Below are 20,379 nucleotides of genomic sequence, written 5' to 3'. Positions count from 1 at the left end.
CGGGTACACGATGAGCGATAACGGCAAGCAGCAGGGTCCGGAAAACGGGGGCAACAACCCCTGGATGAAGAGCCTGCTCATCTGGGTGGGTATTCTCGCAGCCCTGGCGCTGTTCGTCACCTTGTTCGACACCCGCACCGCGCAGCCCACGGGCAATGCGATTCCCTATTCGACCTTCCTCGACAAGGTGCAGTCGGGTGACGTGAAGGACGTCAACATCGCGGTCGGCTCCGGGGTGATCACCGGCAGCACCAGCGAGGGCAAGTTCCGCACGAACAACCCGGGCGATCCCAAGCTGGTCGAGACGCTGCGCTCGAAGGGCGTCGTGATCAACGCGCGTCCCGAGGACAGCCCGTCGATCTGGCAGTATATCCTGGTCCAGTCGCTGCCCTTCCTGCTCTTCCTCGGCATCGCCTTCTTCGTGCTGCGCCAGATGCAGAAGAATTCGGGCTCGGGTGCGATGGGCTTCGGCAAGAGCCGCGCCCGCCTGCTGACGCAGAAGGAAGGCAAGGTCACCTTCGACGACGTCGCCGGCATCGACGAGGCGCGCGAGGAGCTGCAGGAGATCGTCGAGTTCCTCAAGGACCCGTCGAAGTTCGCGCGGCTGGGCGGCAAGATCCCCAAGGGCGCGCTGCTGGTCGGCTCGCCCGGTACCGGCAAGACGCTGCTCGCCCGCGCGATCGCCGGCGAGGCGGGCGTGCCCTTCTTCACCATTTCGGGTTCGGACTTTGTCGAGATGTTCGTCGGCGTCGGCGCGAGCCGCGTGCGCGACATGTTCGAGCAGGCAAAGAAGTCGGCGCCATGCATCGTCTTCATCGACGAAATCGACGCGGTCGGCCGTTCGCGCGGCGCGGGTCTGGGCAACCAGAATGACGAGCGCGAGCAGACGCTGAACCAGCTGCTGGTCGAGATGGACGGCTTCGAGGCCAACGAAGGCATCATCATCGTCGCCGCGACCAACCGCCCCGACGTGCTCGATCCCGCCCTGCTGCGTCCGGGCCGTTTCGACCGCCAGGTGCAGGTGCCGCGTCCCGATATCGAGGGACGCGTGAAGATCCTGCAGGTCCACATGAAGAAGGTGCCGATCGCGCCGGACGTTGATGCCCGCGTCATCGCGCGCGGCACGCCGGGCTTCTCGGGTGCCGATCTCGCCAACCTGGTCAACGAGGCGGCGCTGCTCGCGGCGCGTCGCGGCAAGCGGCTGGTGGCGGCGCAGGAATTCGACGACGCGCGCGACAAGGTGCTGATGGGCGCCGAGCGCCGCTCCATGGTTATGACCGACGACGAGAAGCGGATGACCGCCTATCACGAAGCCGGCCACGCCCTGGTGTTCGCGCACGAGCCGACCGCCGATCCGATCCACAAGGCGACGATCATCCCGCGCGGCTTTGCCCTCGGCATGGTGCAGCCGCTGCCGGAGCGCGATTCGTACAGCTATCACCGTGACAAGATGCATGCCGACATCGCCGTGGCGTTCGGCGGCCGCGTCGCCGAGGAACTGATCTTCGGCTATGACAAGGTGAGTTCGGGCGCCTCGAACGACATCATGCAGGCGACCCGCCTCGCCCGTGCGATGGTGACCAAGTGGGGCCTGTCGGACAATCTCGGCCCGCTGGACTTCTCGGAGAGCGAGGACAGCTTCACCGGCTATTCGGTGCAGCGCTCCAAGCCGATGTCGGACGAGACCGCGCGGCTGATCGATGCCGAGGTGAAGGCCTTTGTCGAGAAGGGCCTGAACCGCGCGCGGCAGATCCTGGGCGACCATACCGACCAGCTCCACACCATCGCGCAGGCGCTGCTCGAGTACGAGACGCTGACCGGCGAGGAGATCAAGAAGCTGATCGCCGGCGAGACGCTGGATCGCGGCGACCCGACGGGCACGCCGGGCATGCCCGCGGTGGGCGGCACCTCGATCCCCAAGACGCGCAAGCTCAAGGATCCGTTCGGCAACCCGGCACCGCAGGGGGCCTGAAGCGCCCCGGCATTGCCAGGTTCAGCTTCGCACCGATGAAGAACGCTCCCGGGAACCCTTTCCGGGAGCGTTTTTGCATGCGACGACTGTTTCTGGCGGCCGGTGGACTGATGCTGGTGGCGGTCCCCGCCCAGGCGATGAGCGTGGCCGACTTCGTCGCCAAGGTGAGCGCGCTCAAGGCCAAGGGCGCGATGGCGATGTTCTCGTCCGACATCGGAGTGCTCAAGCAGGAGATCGAAGGCGCATCGACTGCCTATCGCGGCGACCTCGCCGCGGAGGCTGCTGCGGGCAAGAAGCCGAGCAGTTGCCCGCCGCCCAAGGGGCAGGCGAAGATGAGCAGCAACGATCTGATCGCGGCGTTCGAGAAAATTCCGCCGGCGCAGCGCGGCATCAGCGTGAAGGCGGCGTTCGCTGCGATGATGCAGCAGCGCTTCCCCTGCAAATGATCCTGTAAACATAGGATAGTATTGGCGAAATCCTCGGAACGCCGATTGTTTCCGGGCGGTTGGTTGACCGCCGTCCGGCACCGAATGCCGGGCGCATCGATCACACGAAGCGCAAGGAGCGGACCGATGGACTATCGCAAGCTGGGATTTGGACTGGGCGTTTTCTCGATCGGGCTCGGCATCGCCGAACTCGCCGCCTCGAAGCGCATCGCGCGCGGGCTGTCGGCTGAAGACCATGACGGCGTGGTGCGGACCTTCGGCGCGCGCGAGCTGTTCGCGGGCGCGGCGCTGCTCGCCGGCCCGGCGCACAGCGTCCGCGTGTGGAACCGGGTGGCCGGCGACGCGATGGACATCGCCGCGCTGGGCTTGGCGGCGCGGCGGGCACCCCAGAACAAGGCGGTGTGGGGCGCGATCGCCTTCGTCGCCGCGGCGACGGCGCTCGATATCGTGACGGCGATCGGACTGGATCGTACCACGGGGAAGACGCTGCCGGTCGGGCAGGAGGAGGAAGCCGAGCGCGCGGCAGTAGCGGAGACACCCTCGGTGACCGCGGACAAGCCGACGTCGATCGAGCCGGGCGGCGCACAGGCCCTCGCGCCAGCGGTGGGGTGACGCCGCTCCCCCTCCCGCCTGCGGGAGGGGGGCGGGGGGAGGGTGTGACGTGGAGGCTCTTTCTGCGAGGCCTTCGCCTGCTACCCTCACGCACCCTCCCCTAGCCCCTCCCGCAAGCGGGAGGGGGACTAAAAGGCAGGTGGATATCTCCTACTCCCCCTTGGTAGTCGCGTTGGGATTCGGGCCGCCCTCATAGTTGATATGGCTCTGCCCACCATGGCCCATCAGATGGCCAGGGCCTTCCTTCTCGGCCTTGTCCGGATAGGGGTTCGGATAGGCGCCGCCTTCACTCTCGCCCGCGCTGCGGCCATGGGTGTCGGCGTCCGAGACGCCGTCGGGCGCGCCCTTGCGCGCGTCGCCGCCGCTCGCTTGCATCGGTTGTTTGTCGCTCATCTGGCAAGCTCCTGATGTTCCGTGCTTCTCTCGTCGGTCAACGAAGGGTCGCCGCTCCCCGTTCCGTTGATCGGCTGGCTCGTTCAGCGCGCAAGCGACAGCTATGTTGAAGAAGCCGGAACGACCCGCGCAGTCCTGCGCATGAGGGTGCGTAGTTAATTCAGATCAATCACAAATAATCGATCAACGCAGAAGTATCTGAACCATGTGCACGGCCATCCGCTGTCTTCCCGTACGCAATGCTCAAGGAGAGACTGCATGTTCATGCACAACAAACGCCTGCAATATACGGTGCGGGTGGCCGAGCCCAACCCGGTCCTCGCCTCGCTGATGCTCGAGCAGTTCGGTGGGCCCGACGGCGAGCTGGCGGCGGCGATGCGCTACTTCACGCAAGGCCTCGCCGAGGACGATCCCGGCCGCAAGGACATGCTGCTCGACATCGCTACCGAGGAGCTGAGCCATCTTGAAGTGATCGGCTCGATCGTCGCGATGCTCAACAAGGGCGTGAAGGCGCATATCTCCGAAGGCGATATGGAAGAGGCCGAGCTCTACATGTCGCTGACGCAAGGCGGCAACAGCCACACCCAGGCGATCCTCTATGGCGGCGGCCCGGCGCTGACCAACTCGGCGGGCGTGCCGTGGACGGCGGCCTATGTCGACAGCCGCGGCGATCCGACCTGCGACCTGCGCTCGAACATCGCCGCCGAGAGCCGCGCCAAGATCGTGTATGAGCGGCTGATCAACATCACCGACGATGCCGGCATCAAGGATGCGCTCAAGTTCCTGATGACGCGCGAGGTGGCGCACCAGAAGTCGTTCGAGAAGGCGCTCTATTCGATCGAGGACAATTTCCCGCCGGGCAAGCTGCCGGGCGTGCCGGAATATTCGAGCATGTACGTCAACACCTCGCAGGGCGAGGGCGACATGCGCGGTCCGTGGAACGACGGGCCGGAATGGGACCGGGTCGACGATCTCCAGCAGACGCTGCCCGCCGACAATGGCGACGGTATGCCGACGGTGACGCTGGGTTCGGCCGACACCGCCGCGCTGACCCAGCTGGCCGAGCGGACCAAGTCCGATCCCTCGACCAACCCCACCACCGGCGCCGATCTCGCCGCCGGCCCGGGCGCGGGGCGGACGAAGACCGACGTGGAAGCCTGAACCTTCCGCTTCCCGGCCGGGCACTGCTCGGCCGGGACCCGTTCAGCGGCGCTCCAGCTTGTCGAGCCAGGCACCGAGCTTGCCACGCGAATAGGTGAGCGCCTGGTAGAGGCCGAGCGACACCCTGGCCCAGCGGATGTACAGACCCGGCGCGCCGAACCGATCCGCCGCCCAGGCGATACGGTGGCTCCAGGCCGCGATCCCAGCGCGGGTGCGATAGACGAGCTTGCGTCGCCACCCGATCCCTGCCGCACTCGGGGCCACGCGCTTCTTCGGGCGAATCCCACGCCGCGCCCAGGTCAGCCGATAGGCGAGTCCCTCGCGGCGATGGCGCAGCCCGGCATCCTGGGTTCCCGCAATGAAGTCGGCGTCCACCGCATCCAGCGCCAGCCGCCCGTCGCCGATCGCCGCCGCCACCACGTCGCGCAGCTGCGGCGACCGGACGATCACGACATTGGTGCCGCGGCCGTCGGAGGAATAGGGCTCCACCCAGGCGTCGCCGAATGCGATGTCGGCGGTCTCGGCAACGACGTCGTCGCACATGTTGCACGCGCTGTTCTGGAAAAAGCCGGCACCCCAGTCGCCGTCCGCCAGATGCCACCAGTCCTGCCAGCGTGCGCTGCCGTCGGCGAGGGTCAGGTGCGCGGTGTACCAGTTGGCGGGACGATCGGCATCCTTGCGGCGATACTCCACCGCGGTGACCGCGTCGGGATCCACATCCAGCTGCCAGGCGAAGCTGTCGACCAGCCGCCCGCTCTTCATATGGCCGCAGAACAGCCCCAGCGTAGCGGTGATCCGCTCGGCGAGTACCGGCTCGGCGGCGCGGGCGAGGTGGACCGCCTTCACGAAGCAGGGAATGCCGACCACCGCATAGCGGCCGGGGACGCGGCGGATCTCGTCGAGCACATGGGCGAGGTGGACCGGATGGTAGCGCGAGCGCGCGCCCTCGGCGATCTGCTCCAGGCTGCGCGAGATGCGATAGCCGAAATGCGGGGCGCCGGGACCCGGCAGCGGCACGACATGCGCGACGCCGTCGATCAGCCCGCGCCGCAGCAGTTCGGCGGCGACCCAGCTGACCATGCCGCCCGAGCTGCCGCCGGCGCGGAAATCCCCCTCGGCGACATGGCCGACATAGGCCGTCTCGAACCGGCCGATCCGCTGGTCGGCGATCGGCGCGCTTGGAAAGCGATCTTCGGCGATCGCATTCTCGTCCACGGCTTCCGGCGAGAAGGGGCAGGTGGCGGCGAAGCGCGGCGTCGGGGTCTCGTGCCAGCCGGGCGGCCCCTGGGGCTTGAGCTGGCGATAGCCGTCCCATCCCATATGCCCGCCGCCGCCGTCCGACGCGCAGCCGCCGCAGCCGATGCACAGTCCCGAGCGAATGATGGCGGCCGGGCTGGGCGCCTCAGCCAAGCACCTTGTCCAGATAGGCGTTCGACCGGTCGCGCATCGCCTCGATCCGGCCGCCGATCGCCGCGTCCAGCGGCACGTCGAGGATCGCGCCGAGATCGATCCGCGCGCCGGGCACCAGCAGGTGCCGCTCCGCGCCGAGCAGCTCGGTCAGGTCGCGCACCTTGTTCATCCGATAGGGCGAGGGCGCGCAGGCAAAGGGCGTGTCGTTGAGCAATGCGAACACGCAGCCATGGAAGAAATTGGTCAGCACCGCCTGCGCGCCCGCCATCGCCGCGGCGAAGTCGTGCGGGCCGGCATCGAGCCACTGCTCATCCGCCCAGTCGTTGCGATAGCCGATGCTGATCAGCCTTATGCCGCGTGCCGACGCCCAGCTGCGGGCGGCTGCGGCGAAGTCCTCGGGCATGCCATGGCCATAGACCAGGGCATAGTTGCCCTCGGGCACCGGCGTCGCGGCATCGGGCTGGGGCGGGAATTGCAGGCAAGGATCGAGCACCAGCGGAGGCGACTTGCCGGTCGCCTGCGCCACCAGCCGGCGGCTGTTCTCGTCGCGCACCGCGATCGTGTCGAACCGGCGCAGCTGATCCTGCCAATAGGGGTCGAGCCCGGCATCGGCATCATAGCTGCCGAAGCTGGCGGCATAGGCGGCGACGCATTCGGCGTTCAGCCCCTGGCCGAAGAAGATCGAAGCGCCGCCATACCAGGGGTGGCGCAGGTTCCACACCTCGTCGCTGCCGACCAGCACCGTATCGACACGCGGCATCTCGAGCGGATCGACCAGGTCGAAGCCGGGCGAGAGCGGCAGCGCATCGAAGGCGCAGAGAAACTTGCGGAGCTTGGCGCCGTACAGCCGGCGGTCCTCGGCGCTGGATCGTACCGGCAGCGTCGGCTGCAGCGCGTTGCGCCACTCGGCGCGGGTGACGTGCGGCGATTCATGATCGAGCAGCATCACCCGGTGGCCGCGCGCATGCACGCCCTCGGCGAGGCAGCGGGCCTGCCAATAGGAGCCGTAGTTGATGCAGCGATGGAAGGTGAGGATGCCGACGCTGCGCGTATCGCTGCGCAGGTCGTAGAGAAGCGTCGAAGAATCGTCGGACCCCGGAAGTTTCATGCGCGCGCGCACCCGGTGCCGAAAACGGCCGAAGCCATGTGGTGTCCTCCCTCTGGTTTCGCCTTGAACGAGGGGGAGGGCGTGCGGTTGCGCCTTAAGCCTAAATATTGAAGGTTAACGTTATCCTGACCAGGTCTCGGGCCAGTACAGACGCATCGGATTGGCGACGAGCAGCTTGTGCTGGAGCTCCGACGTCGGCGCGATGCGCGGAATCATGTCGACCAGCGCGCCGTCGTCGGGGATCGCATCCTGCATGTTGGGGTGCGGCCAGTCGGTGCCCCACAACACGCGGTCCGGATAGTCGGCGACCAGCGGCGCCACCGCAGCCGCGAAATCGTCCCAGGGCGGCCCCTTGGCGTCGAGCCGGTCAGGGCAGGTGACCTTGGTCCAGATATCGTCGCGGCTGTCGAGCAGCGCGCGGAACGCCTGCATGTCGGAGCCATGCGCCCCCTGCGCCACGTCCGGGCGACCCATATGGTCGATCACCAGCAGCGTCGGGATCGCGTCGAGGAACGGGCGGAGCTCGGCGAGGATATCGGCCTCGAAATAGACGACGACGTGCCAGCCGAGCGGCTGGATGCGGCGGGCGACCTCGAGGAACTTGTCCTTGGGGGCGTCGTCGACCAGGCGTTTGAGGAAGTTGAAGCGAACACCGCGAATGCCGCCTGCGTGCAGCGCTTCCAGCTCCGCGTCGCTGATCGCCGGATCGACCACGGCGACGCCGCGTGCCTTGCCGTCCGACTTCGCGATGGCATTGAGCGTCGCGGCATTGTCGGTGCCGTGGCAGCTCGCCTGGACGATGACGTTGCGAGAAAAGCCGAGCCGGTCGCGCAGGGCGAACAGCATCTCCGGGCCCGCATCCTCGGGCAGATATTTGGCCTTGGCGCTGAACGGGAAGTCCGCCATCGGCCCGAACACATGGCAATGGGCGTCCACCGCGCCGGGAGGCGGGCTGAAGTGCGGCACGCTGGGATCGGCGTGCCAGCTGGTGATGCGGCTCATGCGAAAACCTCTCCGTCCATCAGCTTGCGCGCGGTGCGCAGCATCGCAGCGGTGACGACCGTGCCGCGCGCGTCCAGTTCCATCACGCAGGTCGTCTCACCGGTGGGGTGCTCGACCGAGAGCGTCTTGCGGCTGCCCTCGGCAATCTCCGCCACCTCCGCTGCGGGCGAACCGGGCAGCAGACAGGCGGTGGCGACGCTCACCGCGCCGAGCACGCCGATCGAAGCATGGGCGCGATGGGGGATGAAGCTGCGTACCGTCACCGCCCCGCCGTTCCGGGGTGGGGCGACCAGCATCATCTTGGGCACCGATTTCTCGCGGACGTCGCCCAGGTTCATCCGTTCGCCCACGGCGAGGCGGATCGCTTCGATACGGGCCTTGAGCGCGGTATCGGCGTCGAGCGTGTCGCGGTCCTCATAGCCGGTGACGCCCATGTCCGCCGCCTTCATCACCACGCAGGGCATGCCGTTGTCGATCAGCGTGACGGGCACGCCTTCCACCACGTCCACGGCATTGCCCGTGGGCAGCAGCGCGCCGCAGGAGGAGCCGGCGGTATCGCGGAACTCGAGCGGAATCGGCGCGGCGGTGCCGGGCACGCCGTCGATCCGAGCATCACCGGCATAGGTCACGCGGCCCTGCGGCGTCTGCACCGTGGCGACGGCGCGCTGGCCGGTATTCTCCAGATAGACGCGGATGCGCGTCTCCCCCTCCTGCGCCTCGACCAGCCCGCGCTCGATCGCGAACGGGCCGATGCCGGCGAGGATGTTGCCGCAATTCTGCGCGTCCGAGACGATCGCCTGGTCGACGAACACCTGGAGGAACAGATAGTCGACATCCGCCCCCTCGCGGGCGGATTTGCGGACCACCGCCACCTTGCTGGTCAGCGGATCGGCACCGCCCATGCCGTCGATCTGGCGCGGATCGGGCGAGCCCATGATCCGCAGCAGGAAGGCATCGCGCGCAGCGGGGTCGGCGGGCAGGTCCTCGGTGAGGAAGAACGCGCCCTTCGAGGTGCCGCCGCGCATCCACATGACGCGGGCCGAAGCGGGCTCAGACATATTTCAGGCCCATTGCTTCGAGCTTCGGGCGCATAGCGTAGATGTCGAGCCCGAGTTCGCCCGCCGCCAGCCGCTGGCGCCGCGCCTCCTCGGAGGCCTCGCGCGCCTGTGCCTTTTCCAGCACCGCCGCCGCAGTGGCGCGGGGAACCACGCAGACGCCGTCGTCGTCGGCGACGATCACGTCGCCGGCGTTGATAAGCGCATTGGCGCAGACCACCGGCACGTTCACGGAGCCGAGCGTCGCCTTGATCGTCCCTTGCGCATGCACCGCCTTCGACCAGACCGGGAAGCCCATCGCGGTCAGATCGCGCACGTCGCGCACGCCCGCGTCGATGATCAGCCCGCGGCAGCCGCGCGCCTGGGCCGAGGTGGCGAGCAGGTCGCCGAAATAGCCGTCGGTGCACGGGCTGGTGGGGGCGAGCACCAGAATATCGCCGTCGCGCAGCTGCTCGATCGCGACATGGACCATCCAGTTGTCCCCCGGCGGCGCGGAGATGGTGACGGCGCTGCCCGCGATCCGCGCGCCTGCATAGATCGGCCGCATATGCGGGGCGAGCAGCCCGGTGCGGCCCTGCGCCTCGTGGACGGTGGCGACGCCGGCATGGGCGAGGCCGTCGATCACCGCAGGATCGGCGCGTTCGATGTTCTGGACGACGATGCCCGACATGGCAGCTCCTCTGGTCTTTTGCCGATGGAGGTGCGCGTGTGGGGCGGCGGCATCCAATCGGAAGGATGCCAGGGCCATTAGTTTTTGCTAATTGTATTCCGTGCACGTCGATCAGCTCAATATCCGCCATCTCGCCGCCATGGCCGCCGCGGTGCGGCTGGGCAGCGTCAGCCGCGCGGCGGAGGCGGTAAATCTCACTCAGCCGGCGGCGACGCAGGGAATCGCCAAGCTGGAAGCGCAGCTGGGGACCGCCCTGTTCGAGCGGCGCGCGACCGGCATGGTACCCACCGAGGCCGCCCACCGGCTCGCCCCGCGGGTGGAAGTCGCGCTGCGACTGATTGGCAGCAATCGGGTGACGGCGGCGCAGCTGCGTGCGTTCGTCGCGCTGGCGCAGCAGGGCAGCTACCCCGCGGCGGCGCAGGCGGCGGGCGTGACTGTCTCCTCGCTGCACCGCGCGGTCGGCGATCTCGGGCTGGCGCTGGGCCAGCGGCTGGTCGACCGGCGGGGGCGTGGGCTGGTGCTCACCCATCACGGGGGGCAGGTAGCGCGGCGGCTGCGACTGGCGCTTGCCGAGCTGCGCGCGGGGGTGGAGGATCTCGGCGAACTGCTCGGACGCAGCGCGGGCCGCATCTCGATCGGCGCGATGCCGCTCTGTCGGGCGCGGCTATTGCCCCATGCGATCAACGCCTTCCGCCGCGACCATGCGGGTATCGACCTGCTGATCCACGAGGGCGCGCATGGCGAGCTAGTCGGCCCCTTGCGCGACGGGGAGGTCGACCTGATGATCGGCGCGCTGCGCGATGCCGAGACGCTGGGGCCGGACCTCGTCCAGGCGCCACTGTTCGACGACCGGCCGACGATTATCGCCCGCGCCGGGCACCCGCTGGCGACCGCGCCGGACCGGCTCGCGGCGCTCCATCGCTTTGGCTGGATCGTGCCCCCCGAGGGCACGCCGCTGCGTACCTTGTGGCGCAACCTGTTCGCCGCGATCGGCGGGCCGCTCCCCCCGGTGCCGATCGAATGCGGTTCGGTGATGACGATCCGCGAGCTGCTCCAGGCCGGGGACGAGCTGACCCTGCTCTCGGTCGACCAGCTCTCGGTGGAGCTGGCCAGCGGGCTGCTCGTCGATCTGGGACCGGCGCCGGGCGCCGTCACGCGGACCATCGGGGTGACCTACCGCGCCGACTGGCGGCCAACCCGCGCGCAGGCAGCGTTTCTGGCCACGCTCCATGCTTCCGCGGCAACGCTATATACGTAAAAACTTATAGCGTGGCGGCGGATTCGATTGGAGACCCCGGCGCGGCTCGGCCATGCCGGGCCCATGCAAGACAGGATCGCCCTGATCGGCTTTGGAGAGGCAGGCTCGACCTTCGCGCGCGCTGGCGGCTGGGAAGCCGATGCGCGGGTGTTCGATCGCAAGACCGACGGCGCCGATGCCGCCACGATGCGCGCGCGCTATGCCGATGCTGGAGTGGAAGGCGCGGCGACGCTGGCCGAAGCACTGGCCGACCGCCCGCTGGTCCTCTCGCTCGTCACCGCCGACCAGGCGCTCGCCGTGGCGCAAGCCGCCGCGCCGCATCTGGCCCCTGGTGCCCTGTACTGCGACGGCAACAGCGTCGCGCCGCAGACCAAGCAGGCCGCCGCCCGTGCGGTGGAGGCGGCGGGCGCGCACTATGTCGATTGCGCCATCCTCGCGCCCGTCGATCCCGCGCGGCTCGCGGTGCCGCTGCTAGTGAGCGGGGCGCAGGCCGAAGCTGCGGCGGCGGTGCTGGCCGCGCTAGGCTTCCAGAATATCAGCATCGTGGGCGATGCGGTCGGCCGCGCCTCGTCGATCAAGATGATCCGCTCGGTGATGGTGAAGGGGCTCGAGGCGCTCACCGCCGAATGCCTGCTCGCGGCCGAAGCAGCGGGGGTGCGCGACGCGGTGCTCGCTTCCCTAGATGCCAGCGAGCGGCCGCGTCCTTGGGAAGTGCGCGCCGACTATAATCTCGACCGCATGTTGGTCCACGGCCTGCGCCGCGCCGCCGAGATGGAGGAAGTGGTCAAGACGATTGAAGCGCTGGGCACCGGCGCCGCGATGACCCGCGGCACCGTCGAGCGCCAGCGCGCGATCGGCACGCTCGGGCTCGGCACCCCGCCCGAGGGGCTGGCGCCCAAGCTCGCCGCGATCGAGGAGAGGACGAAATCGCAATGACGATGATCATCGACTGTCACGGCCATTACACCGTGCTCCCCAAGGCGCACGACGCCTGGCGCGAGGCGCAGAAGGCAGCGTTCAAGGCCGGCACCTGCCCGCCGCCCTATCCCGAAATCAGCGACGACGAGATCCGCGAGACGATCGAGGCCAACCAGCTGCGCCTGATCAAGGAGCGCGGCGCCGACCTCACCATCTTCTCGCCCCGCGCCTCGGCGATGGCGCCGCATGTCGGCGACGAGAAGGTGGCGAAGGAATGGGCGCGCCGCTGCAACGACCTGATTGCGCGCGTCGTCGACCTGTTTCCCGAAACCTTCGTCGGCGTGTGCATGCTGCCGCAGAGCCCCAAGGCGGACATGGCGGGTTCGATCGCGGAGCTGGAGCGCTGCGTCACCGAACTCGGCTTCATCGGCTGCAACCTCAATCCCGATCCGGGCGGCGGCCACTTCACCCATCCGCCTCTGACCGACCGCTACTGGTACCCCTTCTACGAGAAGATGGTGGAGCTGGACGTACCGGCGATGATCCACGTCTCGGGCAGCTGCAACCCGGCGATGCACGCGACCGGCGGCTATTACATCGCAGCCGACACGATCGCCTTCATGCAGCTGCTGGAAGGCGATCTGTTCAAGGATTTTCCGACGCTGCGCTTCATCATTCCGCATGGCGGCGGCGCGGTGCCCTATCACTGGGGGCGCTATCGCGGCCTTGCGGACATGCTCAAGAAGCCGTCGCTCGACGAACATCTGATGCACAACATCTTCTTCGATACCTGTGTCTATCACCAGCCGGGCATCAATCTGCTGGCGGATGTGATCGACAAGAAGAACATCCTGTTCGGTTCGGAGATGGTCGGCGCGGTGCGCGGCATCGATCCCACCACCGGCCAGTATTTCGACGACACCAAGCGCTATGTCGACGCGCTCAACCTGCCCGAGGCGGAGCGCCATGCGATCTTCGAGGGCAATGCCCGCCGGGTATTCCCGCTGCTCGACGCCAAGCTGAAGGCGCGCGGGCTGTGAGCGGGCCGCGCGACATCCACGCCTATCTGGCGGAGTTCGACGACATCCCCGGCACCCGCGTCTACACCGCGGCGCGGGCGCGGCAGGGATATTGGATGAACCAGTTCGCGATGAGCCTAATGACGGCCGAGAATCGCGAAAAGTTCAAGGCCGACGAGCGCGCCTATCTGGACGCGTGGCCGCTCACCGAGGCGCAGAAGCAGGCGCTGCTCGACCGCGATTACAACCGTTGCCTCGATCTGGGCGGCAACATCTATTTCCTCGCCAAGCTCTTCTCCACCGACGGCCTAAGCTTCCTCCAGGCGGTGGGCACGATGACGGGGATGCGCCCTGAGGAGTATCAGGCGATGATGGTCGCCGGCGGCCGTAGCCCAGAGGGCGTCCGCTCGATCCGGGAGAAGCGTTGATGGCTCGGATTACCGCGGGCGTCGCCACCAGCCATGTCCCCGCCGTGGGCGCGGCGATCGATCTCGGCAAGACGGCCGAGCCCTATTGGCAGCCGGTGTTCGCCGGATACGACTGGTCGAAGCAGTGGATCGCGGGGGAGAAGCCCGACGTCGTGATCCTGGTCTATAACGACCATGCCTCGGCCTTCGACATGCGGATCATCCCCACCTTCGCGATCGGGTGCGCCGAGCGCTACGGCATCTGCGACGAGGGCTGGGGGCCGCGTCCGGTGCCCGACGTGATCGGCCATCCCGATCTCGCCTGGCATATCGCGCAGAGCTGCATCCTCGACGAGTTCGACCTGACCATCGTCAACGAGATGCAGGTCGATCACGGCCTCACCGTGCCGATGAGCCTGATGTTCGGCCAGCCCGAGGCGTGGCCGGTCAAGGTGGTGCCGCTGGCGGTGAACGTCGTCACCTATCCGCCGCCTTCGGGCAATCGCTGCTGGCTGCTCGGCGAGGCGATCGCGCGGGCGGTGGAAAGCTATCCCGAGGACCTCAACGTGCAGGTCTGGGGCACCGGCGGCATGAGCCACCAGCTCCAGGGGCCCCGCGCCGGGCTGATCAATGCCGCATGGGACAATCGCTTCCTCGATATGATGAGCGGGCCCTATGGCGACGAACTGCGGGCCATCCCGCATATCGAATATCTGCGCGAGACCGGCTCGGAGGGGATCGAGATGGTGATGTGGCTGATCATGCGCGGCGCGCTGGGGCGCGACGTGCGGGCGCTGCACCGCCATTACCATGTGCCTGCTTCCAACACTGCGGTCGGGCATCTCGTGCTCGAACCCGTCCGCTGATCCAAGACTTACAGGAGACACCCATGCGTATTGCCCTGGCCGGTGCCGGCGCGTTCGGCGAAAAGCATCTCGACGGCCTGCAGAAGATCGACGGCGTCGAGATCACTTCGATCATCAGCCGCACCGCCGAGCAGGCCGCCGCCGTCGCCGAGAAATACGGCGCCAAGCACCATTCCACCGAGCTGGCCGATGCGCTGGCCCGCGACGATGTCGATGCGGTGATCCTGTGCACCCCCACCCAGATGCACGCCGAGCAGGCGATCGCCTGTATGAATGCGGGCAAGCACGTCCAGGTCGAGATCCCGCTGGCGGACAGCTGGGCGGATTCGCAGGCCGTGCTCGCCAAGCAGCAGGAGACGGGGCTGGTCTGCATGGTCGGACACACGCGGCGCTTCAATCCGAGCCACCAATGGGTCCACAACCGCATCACCGCGGGCGAGCTCGCCGTCCAGCAGATGGACGTGCAGACCTATTTCTTCCGCCGCAAGAACATCAACGCCAAGGGCCAGCCGCGCAGCTGGACCGACCATCTGCTGTGGCACCACGCCGCGCACACGGTGGACCTGTTCGCCTATCAGGCGGGCAAGATCGTCCAGGCGCATGCGGTGCAGGGGCCGATCCATCCCGAGCTGGGCATCGCCATGGACATGTCGATCCAGCTGAAGAGCGAAAGCGGCGCGATCTGCACCCTGTCGCTCAGCTTCAACAATGACGGGCCGCTGGGCACCTTCTTCCGCTATATCTGCGACAACGGGACCTATATCGCCCGCTACGATGATCTGGTGAACGGCAAGGAAGAACCGATCGACGTCAGCAAGGTCGACGTGTCGATGAACGGCATCGAGCTGCAGGACCGCGAGTTCGTGTCGGCAATCCGCGAGGGGCGCGAGCCGAACAGTTCGGTGGGCAAGGTGCTGGATTGCTACCGCGTGCTCGGGCAGCTGGAGACGCAGCTGGCGGGTTGAGCCGTCAGCGCACGCCGAGCAGGGTCAGCGCGCGGGCGAGGTCGGCCTGGCGGAAGGGCTTGGGGAGATGCGCGAAGTCGCGCCCCAGCCCTTCGACATCGGCATAGCCCGAGACGATCAGCGTCGGCAGCGTGCCGAGCCGCGCCTGTACGGTGCGCGCCAGCTCGGTGCCGGTCATCCCCGGCATCAGGTGATCGGTGACGAGCAGATCGGGCACTAGCCCCCTGTCGAGCATCCCCAGCGCCGCCTCGGCCGAATCCGCCAGCTGCACCTGATAGCCCAGGGCCTGCAGCATCTCCGCCGCCGTGCCGCGGACGATATCCTCGTCGTCGACCAGCAGCACCGTGCCGGCGCCGTCATGCGGCTCGTGGCGCTGCGGCGCGTCGGTCATGGCAGGCGCCTCGGCGCTGACCGGCAGCCACAGCTCCACCTCGGTGCCTTTACCCGGGCGGCTCGACAGGCCCATGGTGCCGCCCAGCTGGCTCGCCAGGCCGTGCACCATCGACAGGCCGAGCCCGGTGCCGCGCCCGACCCCCTTGGTCGAGAAGAAGGGCTCGATCGCGCGGGCAAGCGTGGCGGCGTCCATTCCCGATCCGGTATCGCGCACCGCCAGCCGCACATAGTGACCCGCGGCGAGCGGCGTCGGCGCATCGCCCGCATCACCCAACCCGAGCCGCACCTCCAGCGCGCCGCCTTCCGGCATCGCGTCGCGCGCATTCACCGCCAGGTTGAGCAGCGCCATTTCGAGCTGGTTGGCATCGGCATGGGCGGGCGGCAGCGTCTCGGGCCTGGTCACCGACAGCGCGATCTTGGGGCCGAGCGTACTGGCGAGCAGCGGCACCATGCCCTCGACCAGCGCCGCCATGTCCACCGGCGCGGGCTGGAGCGGCTGGCGCCGGGCGAAGGCGAGCAGACGCTGGACCAATGTGCTCGCCCGCTCGGCCGAGCGCATCGCGCCGTCGAGCAAGCGGTGGAGCACCGGATCGTCGCCGCGCTTGCGCAGGATCAGGTCGAGGCTGCCGATGATCGGGGTCAGCAGGTTGTTGAAGTCGTGCGCGACGCCGCCGGTCAGCTGGCCCATCGCTTCCATCTTCTGGCTCTGGCGCAGCGCCGCCTCGGTCTCGTGGAGCGCGGCGGTGCGTTCCTCGACGCGGCGTTCGAGCGTCTCGTTGGCGGCGCGAACATCGGCGAGCAGCCCGGCATTGTCGATCGCCACCGCGGCCTGCGCGGCGAGGCTGCGCGCCAGTTCCTCGTGCCGTGCGGTGAACCGGCCGGGCTGGGGATGGCCGAACAGCAAGCCGCCCAGCACCGAGCGATCACGCGAGACCACGGGCACGCCCAAATAGCTGGTGATTACCGGATGGCCTGCCGGCATGCCGCGATGGGGTGCGTTCTGGCCGTACTCGGGCTCGCGGGTCACGTCGTCCGAACGGATCACGACATTGCGGAAGATGGGGCCGAGAATGCCGGTCGCGCGGGGACGGCCCATCTTCTCGAAACGGCTGCGATCCTCGCCCGACAGGGTGAACAGGTGGAGCCGCTCGCCGCTCTCGTCCATCACATTGTGGAAGAAGGCGCCGACCGTGGCGCCGGTCAGTTCTACCCCCGCATCGGTGAGCATCTGCACCAGCCGTTCGAGGTCATGCTCCGCCGAGAGCGCGGCGCCGACCCGGTTGAGCGTTTCCAGCGCCGCCTGGGCGCGGCGTTCCTCGGTCACGTCCTCGCACGAGATGGCGATCTGGTGGACCTTGCCGTCCCAGTCGTAGATCGGCACCCAGTTCTGGCGCCAGCTGGAGTTTCCGTCGGGCCGCCCGCGGGTCGGCCCGCTGATCTCGATCCCGAGCTGCGGCTCGCCGCCCAGCACCCGGTACAGCGTCTCCACCACCTGGTCGCTAAGCTCGGGGACGATCTCGCTGACATGCCGGCCGATATGCGCGGCCACCGACAGGCCGTTCCATTCGGCGAGCTGGCGGTTGATCCGCAGGTAACGCAGGTCGGTATCGAGCACCGCCAGCCCGACCGGCGAGTTGTCGTACATCACCGCCAGTTCGTCGGCCTGCTCGCGGGCGAGCGCCTCGCTGGCGCGCAGCGCCGCCTCGCTCTCGCGCAGCCGGCGATCGCCCTTCACCCGCTCGGTCGTTTCGGAGACGACCGACATCACGCCGCCGACCACGCCGTCTTCGTCCCGCACGGGGGAGACCGAGATATCGAAATAGACGATTTCGCCGAAGCCGTAGCGCTCGGTGTAGAAGCGCCGGTCGCGTGCCGACAGTGTCTTGCCGGTCGTGCGGACATGGTCGAGCATCGGTCCCAGCTCGTCCCAGGTCTCGGCCCAATGGGGCTGCGCCGGGTTGCCGAGCGCCTCCGGGTGCTTGTTGCCGATCGTCTGGGCATAGGCGGGGTTGTAGAGCGCGATGTACTGGGGGCCCCAGAAGATCGCGACTTGGGCGTGCGACGGCAGCATCAGCGCCAGCGCGTCGCGCAGGCTGCGGGGCCAGCATTCGGGCGGACCGAGCGGCGACCCCGACCAGTCACGCGCCGCGATCAGCCGATCGAGCGGCGTCGCGCCGGGGGCGTCGAGGCCCGCCGGCGGGTTCATCCCTCGGCGGGCACGATCGGATTGACGTCGCGGCGGGGACCCGTGGTGCGCCGGTCGAGCGCGGCGCGGATGCGATCGGCCAGCTGCTCGCGCCGATAGGGCTTGCCGATCACGTCGAGGTTCGAGCCGCGCGGAATATCGGCGACGAGATCCTCGTTATAGCCGGTGGTCATCAGCACCGGCGTGTCCGGGTGGGTTTCGCGGAACTGCTCGACCAGTTCGAGCCCGCTCATGCCGCCGGGCATGACGATGTCGGTGAACAGCAGGTCGATCGTCTCGGTCTTGAGCCGCTCCAGCGCCTCCTCGCCGCTCGATGCGAGCACCACGCGGTAGCCCAGGGCCGCGATCTGCTCCTGCGCCAGCGCGCGCACATCGTCGCTGTCCTCGACCAGCAGGATGGTTTCGCTGCCGCCGGTGGCACCCTGGCCGCTGGCGCGCTTCGGCGCAGGCGCGGGCGGTGGGGTCGCGCCGGCCATCGCACTGGTAACCGGAAACAGCATGCGGATCTCGGTTCCTTCCCCCGGCGCGCTGTCGATCTCCAGCCGCCCCAGCGATTGCTGGACGAAACCATGGACCATCGCAAGCCCCAGCCCGGTGCCCCGCTCGGCGCCCTTGGTGGTGAAGAAGGGCTCGGTCGCGCGGCGGCGGACATGGTCGGGCATGCCGTCGCCTTCGTCGCGGATGGTGAGGACGACATAGTCCCCCTCGGGCAGCTGGTGCATCGGCGCGTCGCCGTTGAGCTTCCACAGCCGGGTCGCGATGGTAACGGTGCCGCCCTTGGGCATGGCGTCGCGTGCGTTGAGCAGCACGTTGAGGATCGCCATTTCGAGATGGGTGGGATCAATCTGCACCGCCGGCAGCCGCCGCTCGAGCGCGGTGACCAGCCGGATCTGCGCGCCGACGGTATTGTCGAGCAGATCGCCGAACTCGTGGATCAGCTCGTTCATGTCGACGGTCTTGGGCTCGAGCCGGGTCTTGCGCGCGAAGGCGAGCAGCTGGCGGGTGAGCTTCGATCCGCGATCGGCGGCGCGCGCGGCGTTGTTCAGCAGCCGCTGGTGCCGCTCGTCCTCGACCTGGCTCGCAACGATGTCGACATTGCCCGAGACGACCTGGAGAAGGTTGTTGAAGTCGTGCGCCAGACCGGCGGTGAGCTGGCCGATCGCCTCCATCTTCTGCGCCTGGCGGAAGGCCTGTTCGGACTCGCGTCGCCGCGTCACATCGAGCTGGCTGGCGAAGAAATAGAGCAGCTCGCCGTCCTGCCCGAGCACCGGCGCGATGAACACCGCGTTCCAGAAGGAGCTGCCGTCGCGGCGATAGTTGATCAGCTCCAGTGCGATCGCTTCCTTGCGCGCGATCGCTTCGCGCAGCTCGGCCACCGAATCCCGATCGGTCTCGGCGCCCTGAAGGAAGCGGCAGTTGCGGCCGAGGATCTCGCTTTCCTCATAGCCGGTCAGGTCGAGAAACGCCTTGTTGGCGAAGACGATCGGATTGTCGTCCTGCCGCGGATCGGTGAGGATCATCGGCATCCGCGTCATCTGCAGCGCGGCGAAGAACACCGTGCTGCGATCGCCAAGTCCCGGCGCGCCGATGATCGCGCGCTTCCAATGATGCGTCGGATGGTTGCCCGTCGGGCTGTAGGAGGTCGAATCCCTCAGATCGCCGGCGGGCTCTCCGGTCGCGCTCGGCTTGTGCTCGTCGTCGTTCTGCACGCGTCTAGCTTCCTCGTGATCACAGCAACCCGCCAGACAAATGCGCGAAACGCCGTTTCGGTTGCGAACCTTTTGGAAGCACTAGGAAAATCTCAAGCGCGACGCCAGTCCAATCGTGCCCAACCGCGTGCTGCCGCAAGCTTCGCCAAGGGGCCGTGGGCGTTGACCGCGAACGCCTCGTCCGCCCAGCCGAGCAGCGGCGCGTCGGAGACATGGTCCGAATAGGCGCGGACGTAACAGTTAGCGCGCAGCAGACCCTCTGCCGCCAACCAATTTTCGATCATGTGGAGCTTTACGGGCCCGTAACAGTTCTCGCCCTCGAGTTCGGAGAGAATATGCCCTTGCCCGTCCCGCTTCGCATTGGTGGCGATCACGTCGTCGAAGCCCAGCCTTTTGCCGATCGCCTCGGCGTAGTAGCGGTGCGAGGCGGTCGCCATCACCAGCCGGTAGCCGGCGGCGCGATCGGCTTCGATCTGCGCGCGGGCGCCCTGCAGCACGCCCTTTTGCAGCTCGAGGTCGGCGAAGGCCTCGGCCACCGCGGTCATCTCGGCGGGGGGCAGCGCGCGGCCGAGCAGCAGCCGCTGCGACAGGCGCTTCAGCCCCGCGCGATCGATCCGGCGCGCCAGATAGGCGAGGCCGCCCAGCCCCACCACCGGGAACAGCCCCAGCCGCCACGGCGCACGGGTGCGCGCGACGTGCAGCAGGAACCGCGTCCAGGTGGGTTTCGCGGTGATGGTCTTGTCCATGTCGTAGATGGCGAGGCGTTGCATTGCGCTCTCTAGCCACGGAGGAACTTGCCGTTCCAGCCA

General features: G+C 68.1%; 19 protein-coding genes. 10 read left to right on the top strand and 9 right to left on the bottom strand.

Going from position 1 to position 20,379, the window contains the following annotated elements:
• The first annotated feature begins 10 nt into the window (after positions 1-10).
• The 3 genes from ftsH to QZ670_RS14785 all read left to right on the top strand — a co-directional run bounded on the left by ftsH (position 11) and on the right by QZ670_RS14785 (position 3,030).
• Positions 11-1,972, top strand: a complete 1,962-nt coding sequence (ftsH, locus tag QZ670_RS14795) for an ATP-dependent zinc metalloprotease FtsH (RefSeq protein WP_294256722.1) — start codon at positions 11-13, stop codon at positions 1,970-1,972.
• A gap of 77 nt (positions 1,973-2,049) precedes the next feature.
• A complete protein-coding gene (locus QZ670_RS14790; protein WP_294256721.1) occupies positions 2,050-2,418 on the top strand; it encodes a hypothetical protein in 369 nt (122 codons plus the stop codon).
• Between the two features lie 126 nt (positions 2,419-2,544).
• The gene (locus QZ670_RS14785) at positions 2,545-3,030 is read left to right on the top strand and encodes a hypothetical protein (RefSeq protein WP_294256720.1); all 486 of its coding nucleotides are present in this window, start codon (positions 2,545-2,547) and stop codon (positions 3,028-3,030) included.
• A 150-nt stretch (positions 3,031-3,180) separates the two neighbouring features.
• Here QZ670_RS14785 and QZ670_RS14780 read toward each other — a convergent pair whose 3' ends face one another.
• On the bottom strand, positions 3,181-3,423 hold the full coding sequence (locus QZ670_RS14780) for a hypothetical protein (RefSeq protein WP_294256718.1): 243 nt from the start codon (positions 3,421-3,423) through the stop codon (positions 3,181-3,183).
• A gap of 258 nt (positions 3,424-3,681) precedes the next feature.
• Here QZ670_RS14780 and QZ670_RS14775 point away from each other — a divergent pair, with 258 nt between their 5' ends.
• Positions 3,682-4,584 (top strand): manganese catalase family protein, encoded by a 903-nt coding sequence (locus QZ670_RS14775; protein ID WP_294256716.1) that lies wholly within the window; start codon positions 3,682-3,684, stop codon positions 4,582-4,584.
• Positions 4,585-4,626: 42 nt separating this feature from the next.
• Here the strand turns inward: QZ670_RS14775 and QZ670_RS14770 are convergent, their stop codons facing one another.
• The 5 genes from QZ670_RS14770 to ligK form a co-directional block, all read right to left on the bottom strand.
• A complete protein-coding gene (locus QZ670_RS14770) occupies positions 4,627-5,994 on the bottom strand; it encodes a Coenzyme F420 hydrogenase/dehydrogenase, beta subunit C-terminal domain (protein WP_294256714.1) in 1,368 nt (455 codons plus the stop codon).
• Positions 5,987-7,102: a polysaccharide pyruvyl transferase family protein gene (locus QZ670_RS14765; protein WP_294256701.1), complete on the bottom strand. Its 1,116-nt coding sequence runs from the start codon at positions 7,100-7,102 to the stop codon at positions 5,987-5,989. The genes QZ670_RS14770 and QZ670_RS14765 overlap by 8 nt, the downstream gene beginning before the upstream one ends.
• Positions 7,103-7,222: 120 nt before the next feature.
• Positions 7,223-8,104: an amidohydrolase family protein gene (locus tag QZ670_RS14760; RefSeq protein ID WP_294256700.1), complete on the bottom strand. Its 882-nt coding sequence runs from the start codon at positions 8,102-8,104 to the stop codon at positions 7,223-7,225.
• Positions 8,101-9,162 carry a 4-oxalomesaconate tautomerase gene (locus QZ670_RS14755; RefSeq protein WP_294256699.1) on the bottom strand — a complete coding sequence of 354 codons (1,062 nt, stop codon included), beginning with the start codon at positions 9,160-9,162 and terminating at the stop codon, positions 8,101-8,103. The genes QZ670_RS14760 and QZ670_RS14755 overlap by 4 nt, the downstream gene beginning before the upstream one ends.
• Entirely contained in the window at positions 9,155-9,829 is a 675-nt protein-coding gene (gene ligK / locus QZ670_RS14750) for a 4-carboxy-4-hydroxy-2-oxoadipate aldolase/oxaloacetate decarboxylase (protein WP_294256698.1), read from the bottom strand. The genes QZ670_RS14755 and ligK overlap by 8 nt, the downstream gene beginning before the upstream one ends.
• Positions 9,830-9,929: 100 nt before the next feature.
• On the opposite strand from ligK, the gene QZ670_RS14745 reads away from it, so the two are divergent.
• The 6 genes from QZ670_RS14745 to QZ670_RS14720 all read left to right on the top strand — a co-directional run bounded on the left by QZ670_RS14745 (position 9,930) and on the right by QZ670_RS14720 (position 15,262).
• Positions 9,930-11,087 carry a LysR substrate-binding domain-containing protein gene (locus tag QZ670_RS14745; protein WP_294256696.1) on the top strand — a complete coding sequence of 386 codons (1,158 nt, stop codon included), beginning with the start codon at positions 9,930-9,932 and terminating at the stop codon, positions 11,085-11,087.
• 63 nt (positions 11,088-11,150) lie between these two features.
• Positions 11,151-12,023 carry an NAD(P)-dependent oxidoreductase gene (locus QZ670_RS14740; protein WP_294256693.1) on the top strand — a complete coding sequence of 291 codons (873 nt, stop codon included), beginning with the start codon at positions 11,151-11,153 and terminating at the stop codon, positions 12,021-12,023.
• Entirely contained in the window at positions 12,020-13,045 is a 1,026-nt protein-coding gene (locus tag QZ670_RS14735) for an amidohydrolase family protein (protein ID WP_294256692.1), read from the top strand. The genes QZ670_RS14740 and QZ670_RS14735 overlap by 4 nt, the downstream gene beginning before the upstream one ends.
• Entirely contained in the window at positions 13,042-13,452 is a 411-nt protein-coding gene (gene ligA / locus QZ670_RS14730) for a protocatechuate 4,5-dioxygenase subunit alpha (RefSeq protein ID WP_294256690.1), read from the top strand. Before QZ670_RS14735 ends, ligA begins: the two co-directional genes overlap by 4 nt.
• Positions 13,452-14,297, top strand: a complete 846-nt coding sequence (locus QZ670_RS14725) for a class III extradiol dioxygenase subunit beta (RefSeq protein WP_294256688.1) — start codon at positions 13,452-13,454, stop codon at positions 14,295-14,297. Before ligA ends, QZ670_RS14725 begins: the two co-directional genes overlap by 1 nt.
• A 23-nt stretch (positions 14,298-14,320) precedes the next feature.
• A complete protein-coding gene (locus QZ670_RS14720) occupies positions 14,321-15,262 on the top strand; it encodes a Gfo/Idh/MocA family oxidoreductase (RefSeq protein WP_294256685.1) in 942 nt (313 codons plus the stop codon).
• A 4-nt stretch (positions 15,263-15,266) separates the two neighbouring features.
• Here QZ670_RS14720 and QZ670_RS14715 read toward each other — a convergent pair whose 3' ends face one another.
• The 3 genes from QZ670_RS14715 to QZ670_RS14705 all read right to left on the bottom strand — a co-directional run bounded on the left by QZ670_RS14715 (position 15,267) and on the right by QZ670_RS14705 (position 20,340).
• Positions 15,267-17,861 carry a PAS domain-containing protein gene (locus QZ670_RS14715; protein ID WP_294256683.1) on the bottom strand — a complete coding sequence of 865 codons (2,595 nt, stop codon included), beginning with the start codon at positions 17,859-17,861 and terminating at the stop codon, positions 15,267-15,269.
• Positions 17,858-19,570 carry a histidine kinase famiy protein gene (locus QZ670_RS14710; RefSeq protein ID WP_294256680.1) on the bottom strand — a complete coding sequence of 571 codons (1,713 nt, stop codon included), beginning with the start codon at positions 19,568-19,570 and terminating at the stop codon, positions 17,858-17,860. The genes QZ670_RS14715 and QZ670_RS14710 overlap by 4 nt, the downstream gene beginning before the upstream one ends.
• A 92-nt stretch (positions 19,571-19,662) precedes the next feature.
• On the bottom strand, positions 19,663-20,340 hold the full coding sequence (locus tag QZ670_RS14705; protein ID WP_294256679.1) for an HAD-IB family hydrolase: 678 nt from the start codon (positions 20,338-20,340) through the stop codon (positions 19,663-19,665).
• Positions 20,341-20,379 lie beyond the last annotated feature (39 nt).

The sequence above is a fragment of the uncultured Sphingomonas sp. genome (assembly GCF_913774285.1).
In the GTDB taxonomy this organism is placed as follows: Bacteria; Pseudomonadota; Alphaproteobacteria; order Sphingomonadales; family Sphingomonadaceae; genus Sphingomonas.
Note: the sequence above shows the minus strand (reverse complement) of the source record. Positions and strands in the feature narration are given on the sequence as shown.

What these genes read in the sequence shown, in the direction of transcription:
- ftsH (WP_294256722.1), top strand. Translation starts at nt 11, where the DNA reads ATGAGCGATAACGGCAAGCAGCAGGGTCCGGAAAACGGGGGCAACAAC.
- QZ670_RS14790 (WP_294256721.1), top strand. Translation starts at nt 2,050, where the DNA reads ATGCGACGACTGTTTCTGGCGGCCGGTGGACTGATGCTGGTGGCGGTC.
- QZ670_RS14785 (WP_294256720.1), top strand. Translation starts at nt 2,545, where the DNA reads ATGGACTATCGCAAGCTGGGATTTGGACTGGGCGTTTTCTCGATCGGG.
- QZ670_RS14780 (WP_294256718.1), bottom strand. Translation starts at nt 3,423, where the DNA reads ATGAGCGACAAACAACCGATGCAAGCGAGCGGCGGCGACGCGCGCAAG.
- QZ670_RS14775 (WP_294256716.1), top strand. Translation starts at nt 3,682, where the DNA reads ATGTTCATGCACAACAAACGCCTGCAATATACGGTGCGGGTGGCCGAG.
- QZ670_RS14765 (WP_294256701.1), bottom strand. Translation starts at nt 7,102, where the DNA reads ATGAAACTTCCGGGGTCCGACGATTCTTCGACGCTTCTCTACGACCTG.
- QZ670_RS14760 (WP_294256700.1), bottom strand. Translation starts at nt 8,104, where the DNA reads ATGAGCCGCATCACCAGCTGGCACGCCGATCCCAGCGTGCCGCACTTC.
- QZ670_RS14755 (WP_294256699.1), bottom strand. Translation starts at nt 9,162, where the DNA reads ATGTCTGAGCCCGCTTCGGCCCGCGTCATGTGGATGCGCGGCGGCACC.
- ligK (WP_294256698.1), bottom strand. Translation starts at nt 9,829, where the DNA reads ATGTCGGGCATCGTCGTCCAGAACATCGAACGCGCCGATCCTGCGGTG.
- QZ670_RS14740 (WP_294256693.1), top strand. Translation starts at nt 11,151, where the DNA reads ATGCAAGACAGGATCGCCCTGATCGGCTTTGGAGAGGCAGGCTCGACC.
- QZ670_RS14735 (WP_294256692.1), top strand. Translation starts at nt 12,020, where the DNA reads ATGACGATGATCATCGACTGTCACGGCCATTACACCGTGCTCCCCAAG.
- QZ670_RS14725 (WP_294256688.1), top strand. Translation starts at nt 13,452, where the DNA reads ATGGCTCGGATTACCGCGGGCGTCGCCACCAGCCATGTCCCCGCCGTG.
- QZ670_RS14720 (WP_294256685.1), top strand. Translation starts at nt 14,321, where the DNA reads ATGCGTATTGCCCTGGCCGGTGCCGGCGCGTTCGGCGAAAAGCATCTC.
- QZ670_RS14715 (WP_294256683.1), bottom strand. Translation starts at nt 17,861, where the DNA reads ATGAACCCGCCGGCGGGCCTCGACGCCCCCGGCGCGACGCCGCTCGAT.
- QZ670_RS14705 (WP_294256679.1), bottom strand. Translation starts at nt 20,340, where the DNA reads ATGCAACGCCTCGCCATCTACGACATGGACAAGACCATCACCGCGAAA.